This window comes from Traorella sp. mt218 (assembly GCF_055420025.1).
The window spans coordinates 25,934-32,012 of sequence record NZ_JBVAYM010000025.1 but is presented as its reverse complement, the minus strand read 5'-3'; the positions used below and the strand labels follow the sequence as shown (position 1 = coordinate 32,012).

The 6,079-nt window shown below is 39.8% G+C and carries 9 protein-coding genes; all 9 read left to right on the top strand.

The window, feature by feature from the left end; genetic code table 11:
• The first annotated feature begins 112 nt into the window (after nucleotides 1-112).
• The 9 genes from ACZYT3_RS10940 to ACZYT3_RS10900 all read left to right on the top strand — a co-directional run bounded on the left by ACZYT3_RS10940 (nucleotide 113) and on the right by ACZYT3_RS10900 (nucleotide 6,041).
• Nucleotides 113-778, top strand: coding sequence for a nitroreductase family protein (locus tag ACZYT3_RS10940; RefSeq protein ID WP_464088675.1), 666 nt, complete (start codon nucleotides 113-115; stop codon nucleotides 776-778).
• A 77-nt stretch (nucleotides 779-855) separates the two neighbouring features.
• Nucleotides 856-1,863 carry an adenosine deaminase gene (add, locus tag ACZYT3_RS10935; RefSeq protein ID WP_464088674.1) on the top strand — a complete coding sequence of 336 codons (1,008 nt, stop codon included), beginning with the start codon at nucleotides 856-858 and terminating at the stop codon, nucleotides 1,861-1,863.
• Nucleotides 1,854-2,738: a LysR family transcriptional regulator gene (locus ACZYT3_RS10930; RefSeq protein ID WP_464088673.1), complete on the top strand. Its 885-nt coding sequence runs from the start codon at nucleotides 1,854-1,856 to the stop codon at nucleotides 2,736-2,738. Before add ends, ACZYT3_RS10930 begins: the two co-directional genes overlap by 10 nt.
• A gap of 80 nt (nucleotides 2,739-2,818) precedes the next feature.
• Nucleotides 2,819-3,136, top strand: coding sequence for a hypothetical protein (locus ACZYT3_RS10925; protein WP_464088672.1), 318 nt, complete (start codon nucleotides 2,819-2,821; stop codon nucleotides 3,134-3,136).
• Nucleotides 3,133-3,870, top strand: a complete 738-nt coding sequence (locus ACZYT3_RS10920; protein ID WP_464088671.1) for a dihydrofolate reductase family protein — start codon at nucleotides 3,133-3,135, stop codon at nucleotides 3,868-3,870. Before ACZYT3_RS10925 ends, ACZYT3_RS10920 begins: the two co-directional genes overlap by 4 nt.
• A complete protein-coding gene (locus ACZYT3_RS10915) occupies nucleotides 3,863-4,600 on the top strand; it encodes a carboxymuconolactone decarboxylase family protein (RefSeq protein WP_464088670.1) in 738 nt (245 codons plus the stop codon). Before ACZYT3_RS10920 ends, ACZYT3_RS10915 begins: the two co-directional genes overlap by 8 nt.
• Before the next feature lie 13 nt (nucleotides 4,601-4,613).
• Nucleotides 4,614-5,015 (top strand): cupin domain-containing protein, encoded by a 402-nt coding sequence (locus ACZYT3_RS10910; RefSeq protein ID WP_294560688.1) that lies wholly within the window; start codon nucleotides 4,614-4,616, stop codon nucleotides 5,013-5,015.
• Nucleotides 5,016-5,140: 125 nt separating this feature from the next.
• Entirely contained in the window at nucleotides 5,141-5,569 is a 429-nt protein-coding gene (locus ACZYT3_RS10905) for a LytTR family DNA-binding domain-containing protein (RefSeq protein ID WP_464088669.1), read from the top strand.
• On the top strand, nucleotides 5,562-6,041 hold the full coding sequence (locus ACZYT3_RS10900; RefSeq protein ID WP_464088668.1) for a hypothetical protein: 480 nt from the start codon (nucleotides 5,562-5,564) through the stop codon (nucleotides 6,039-6,041). Before ACZYT3_RS10905 ends, ACZYT3_RS10900 begins: the two co-directional genes overlap by 8 nt.
• The last annotated feature ends 38 nt before the right edge of the window (nucleotides 6,042-6,079 follow it).

Below are 6,079 nucleotides of genomic sequence, written 5' to 3'. Positions count from 1 at the left end.
AAAATTCATGAAAAAAAATAAATATCTTGAAATATTTTATTTAAAATAAATGTGGATAAACAATAAAAATCATTTTGTGGTACAATCTAGTTGTTTGATGATAGGAGAAAATATGGAACTTTTAGAATTGATGAAAGAAAGACATTCTGTTCGTTCTTATACGGATAAAAAAATCGAAGGGAAGATAAAAGAAGATTTAGAAGCTTTTATCCAACAGTGCAATCATGAAAGCGGCTTGCATATGCAGCTCATTCTTGATGAACCTGAGTGTTTTGATACGATGTTGGCTCATTATGGAAAACTCAACAATGTCAATAACTATATTGCACTTGTTGGCAAGAAGGGGGCCGATCTTGAAGAAAAATGTGGTTATTACGGTGAAAAGATCGTACTTCATGCTCAAAGCTTAGGATTGAATACATGCTGGGTGGCTCTTACTTACAGTAAATCAAAGGCTGTTTTTCAAGTAAATGAAGGTGAAAAGTTATGTCTGGTGATTGCGATCGGTTATGGCACTGCTTCTGGAAAACCACACAAAAGTAAATCCATCAATGATGTCGTACAAGTGAAGGGGGTCATGCCGGATTGGTTTAAAAAGGGTGTGGAAGCGGCTCTTTTGGCGCCTACGGCGATGAATCAGCAGAAATTTACTTTCTATTTAGATGGCAATGAAGTTCATGTAAAGGCAGGTCTGGGTTTTTATTCAAAAATTGATTTAGGGATCGTGAAATATCATTTTGAAACAATTGCGCATCAAGAGAATTTTATTTGGAAATAAAGGCTTTATATAAGTCTTTTTTAGTTAGTGTCATCAAAAATATGATATAATGGAAAAATATTAAGAGAGGTAATGATATGTTAGAGTACAAGAAAGTTGATCTGCATCTTCATTTTGATGGTTCTCTTCCTATTGAATGGGCATGGGAAACCGCTCAAAAAGAGCTTGGGCTGACAGATAAGGAAGCTTTTATCAAAAGCATGCAGGTAGATGAAGATACGCATTCGCTTTATGATTATTTGGCGCGTTTTGATATGCCTTTGAAGCTGCTTCAAAGTGAAGATAATCTTTATGAAGCAATGAAGGCCTTGATACTTGAACTGGATCAGCAGGGGCTTTTATATGCGGAAATACGCTTTGCACCGCAGCAGCATATCAAACAAGGATTAAGTCAGAAGCAGGTAGTGGATATTTTATGTCAGGCAAGAGAGGATGCCTTGAGGGAATGTACACAGCTTCATGTGAATTTTATCTTATGCATGATGATCCTGGGGGAAGAAAAGCTGACGCATGAGCTGAATGAAGAAACGCTGTATCTTGCGAAAGAATATCAAAACAGAGGCGTTGTTGCGGTTGATCTTGCAGGTGCAGAGGGTATGGCACCGATGGAAGATTTCAGGGAGCTGTTTATGAAAGCCAAAGAGCTTGGCCTGGTTTATACGATCCATGCAGGAGAAAGTTATGGCCCGATGAATATAGAAAAGGCCCTCTCATTTGGTGCCTTACGTATCGGTCATGGTACAAGTGCCATTCAGGATGAGAAGGTCATGGAGCTTTTAAAGGAAAAAAGGGTTCCGCTGGAGGTTTGCATAACCAGTAATGTCCACAGTGAAGCGGTCAATGATTATGAAGTACATCCTATCAAATCTTATCTGGATCGGGGTATTTTAATCTGTGTCTGTACGGATAATATGACTATTTCTGATACAAATCTCGACAAGGAATATGACATTCTTCTTCAAAAGCTCGGCTTTACGATGGAAGATCTGATTGCTTGCAACCAGAGAGCCCTTGAATCTTCATTTGCAAGTGAAGAAGAGAAGCAAAAGCTTTTGACAGCATTTCGGAGCGGATCATGGAAATGAGGACGCTGGAATATTTTCTCATGGTCGCCCGTGAAGAAAATATTACCCATGCGGCAGAAATGCTGCATATGACCCAGCCCACCCTTTCCAGGGCGATGATGCAGCTGGAAACGGAAATCGGCAAGCCTTTATTTCTTAGAGGCAAGCGAAAGATCACATTGACAGATGAAGGCATGCTGTTAAGAAGACGTGCTGAAGATATCCTGAGCCTTGTCAGCAAAACAGAAAGTGAGCTTAGAAAGGATGAACATGAGCTTGTCGGTGAACTTACGATCGGTTGTGCGGAATGTCAGGCTTCCCATCTTTTCTTACCGCGGGTCATCGAAACCTTTTCACGTATTCATACCAGGGTTACCTATGATCTGCATACCGGTAATGCTGATCTGATCAAAGAAAGAATTGAAGCAGGACTGATCGATATCGGTATCGTATTGGAACCTGTGGATCTGGAAAAGTATGACTATGTCCGTTTACCTTATCATGAAAGGATGGGCATCATCATCAGCAAAGCTCATCCGCTTTCACAAAAAAACAGTATTACAGCCAAGGATCTGCTGGAGATACCGTTAGGAAGCGTTAGAAGAAATCTTTTAAAGAATGAATTGGCAAGCTGGTTTAAGGATGATTATGAAAAGCTTCATATCATAGAAACGCATGATATGATCTCCAATACGATTCCATTGTGTGCCCAGGGCATCTGTGCGGCGATTTCGATCGAAGGGGCTTTTTATGGACATAGTGATGAAAAGGTTGTCTTTATTCCTTTTGAGCCTGTATTATCAAATGGAACGGTTTTGGTATGGCGCAAGAACCGGATGCAGTCATCACTGGTAAAGGAATTCATCCAACATGTTTATCATACTCTGAATGAATGATAAATTATAAAATATAAGCATTAGACATAATAAAAAACGCGGTTTAAAATGTAGATGTCGAAAGGGATCTGCATTTTTTTATGAATAAAACAGAGTTTTTGAAAAAACTGAATATAAGTCAAAATGAAGCTTTACTCTATTTAAGAATGGCTTTCCCATCAGATAAGGAAGTCTATGATGATGAGGATATGGGAAAGGTTGCCATGGTGATGACGCTGAAAAGATTAGGGCTTGATTATGATAAGATAAGCTGTTTCATGGAGTGTCCGTGTGCCCGGATGACCTTATTGAATCAGCAGCGTATCCTGCTTTTAGATAAGCTTCACGATCAGCAAAAGCTATTGGATGAAATTGATTATCTGATTCATGATTTAAAAGGAAGGGACATGGTAAAATGAAACGTCCGTATATATTTTGTCACATGCTGGTTTCAATGGATGGCAAGATCATGGGAAACTATATGGATACACCGCAGGGAATCAAAGCTCAAGAGGTATTTTATGACATTGCCTTTGGGGAAAAGCCTTATTATCACCATCAGGGATGGTTATCCGGAAGAGTGACGACAGATGATAACTTCACCTTTTATAAAAAGCCGCGGATCGATGAGAACGCTGAAAAAGTTGCTGAGGGTGATTATATCGCAAATGCCCATGCAGGCATGTATTATGTTTCAATCGATCCTAACGGCCGTCTTGGATGGGAGAAAGATACATTGATGTATGAGGATACCCGGGCCCATGTGATCGAGATTTTGACTGCCAAGGCAGGCAATGCTTATAAGGCGTTATTAAGAAAGCTGCATATTTCTTATTTGATCGTTGGAGAAGATCAGATTGATTTTGAAGTAATGCTTGCAAAGCTGAAAGAAAGTTTTCATATCGAAACGCTGATGCTTGGCGGCGGTGGTGTCTTAAATTGGTCTTTGATCCAACAGGGGTTATGTGATGAGGTAAGTCTTGTTGTCGCATCTGCCGCAGATGGTTCCAATCAGACACCGACATTATTTGAAATGAGAGAAAACTTTTCAAATGATAGACCTATTGAGTTTGCATTGCAGGAAGCGACGATCATGGATGAAGCTGCACTTTGGTTACGTTATAAGGTAAAGGAGGTAAAACGTCATGAGTGAATTTTCAAAGGAAGAAGTTGCGAAAATGTTTTTTGATGAAGGTATGATCAAGAATGATCCGGAATTTACAGAGCTGTTAACGAATTTTGCGTTTGATGAAGCCTGTCAGAATGATCTGGATGAGAAAACCAGATATATGGCCATTCTGGCAACGCTTTTAGGATGTCAGGGAAAAGAAGCCTTTAAAGGTATCGTGGAATGTTCGCTTAAAGTGGGTGTAACTCCTGTTGAGATCAAGGAAATCGTTTATCAGGCAACAGCCTATCTGGGCATTGGCCGTGTATATCCATTCTTAGAAATCGTCAATGATATTTTTGAAAAGAATGGTATTGCATTGCCTTTAGAAAAACAAGGAACGACAAATTTGAAAAATCGTCGTGAAAAAGGAACGCAGGCTCAGGTTGATATCTTTGGTGATCAGATGCGTAATTTCTGGAAAAGCGGACCTGAAGAAAGCAAACATATCAATTATTGGCTGGCCGCGAATTGCTTCGGTGATTACTATACCCGCAAAGGCTTGGATTACAGGCAAAGAGAGATGATCACCTTCTGTTTTCTGGCTGCACAGGGCGGTTGTGAGCCACAGCTGACCAGTCATGCCGCAGCCAATATGAGGATCGGAAATGATAAGGATTTCTTGATTAAGATCGTTTCGGTATGTCTGCCGTATATCGGCTATCCAAGAAGCCTGAATGCATTGACATGTATCAATAATGCCGCAAATAAATAAAGGAGGAACACACATGAAAGAAAAAGAAAGTTTATTTGGATTAGGAAAACCTAATGATGCCTATGCACAGTATTTTGTCGGACAGAGTTATCTCAATCCGCGTGCCAACAATCAGGGAGTCGGGGTTGCCAATGTTACCTTTGAACCGGGATGTCGCAACAACTGGCACATCCATCACAAAGGTGCCCAGATCCTGCTTGTGACAGATGGCAGAGGCTATTATCAGGAATGGGGCAAGGAAGCTGTTGAACTGCATCCGGGTGATGTCATCAGCATTCCAAGTGAGGTCAAGCATTGGCATGGTGCCGCAAAAGACAGCTGGTTTGCACATGTTGCCATTGAGGTTCCGGCAGAAGGTGCTTCCAATGAGTGGTGTGAAGCGGTCAGTGATGAAGAATACGACAAACTTAAATAAGCTCGCAACTGGCGAGTTTTTTTTTATAAACTTACTTTTTTTCCACTTGGCAGCTGTTTTTGACCACTTGGGATAAATCTGTTGTTTATCCTTGAAAATAACACTATAATGCAAGAGGTGATGCTATGAAGGTGGAACGTTTAAAAAAATGGGAGTATGCCCTGATCTGTGAAAATGAGATGGGAGAAGATAAGCTCGAAGCATTCATAAGAGGTGCGGATGGCAAGCTTCTTGGAATCAGAGATAAAAAGACTTACCGGATTGATCTTTCAGATATCTTTTATATTGAAAGTGTTGATAAAAAGACATTTATTTATACGGAAAAGGAAGTCTTTGAAACAGGGAAACGTCTGTATGAGCTTGAAAATGAATTGCATCTGCCTTTTCTTCGCATCAGCAAATCGGCGATTTTAAATATAGATAAGATTCATTCTTTGCATGCGGATCTGGGAGGCAGGATCATGTGTACCCTTGATAATCAGGAGCACATCAGTATTTCAAGACAGTATGCCCAGAGGTTTAAGGCCATATTGAGAGGTGAAGAAAATGTTTGAAAGAGGGATTCATATTATTTCAAGGGCATTGATTGCTTTTTCTGTTTTTATAGTTGTACTGGCTGTCTGCACAGTTTTTATAGGCAATGATCTGGAAGTAAGTGAGATGTCACTTTATCAATTAGGAAATCAGGGTATTGCGATCGAAACGATTTTTCAGGGATTGCTGCTTTCATTTGTGATTTCGTGTATCAATGAGATCCTTGATCTTTTCCATTCCATGCTTCTGTTATGGAAAACGATTCTCAGAGTGCTGCTGATCACATTGACAGCTGTTTCATTTATTCTTTATTTTCACTGGTTTCCAAGTGATCTTATGCCGGCGTGGATCGGTTTTGGTATCTCTTTTATGATATGCTTTACGATTGCCTGCTTTTTTGTGATATATAAGACAAAGAAAGAAAATGAAGAATACCAGCGTTTATTTGAACAATTCAAGGAAAGGAGCCGTTATGAAAGTGATTCAGATTGAACATCTTCAAAAAGCATTTCAGAATAATATCATCTTAA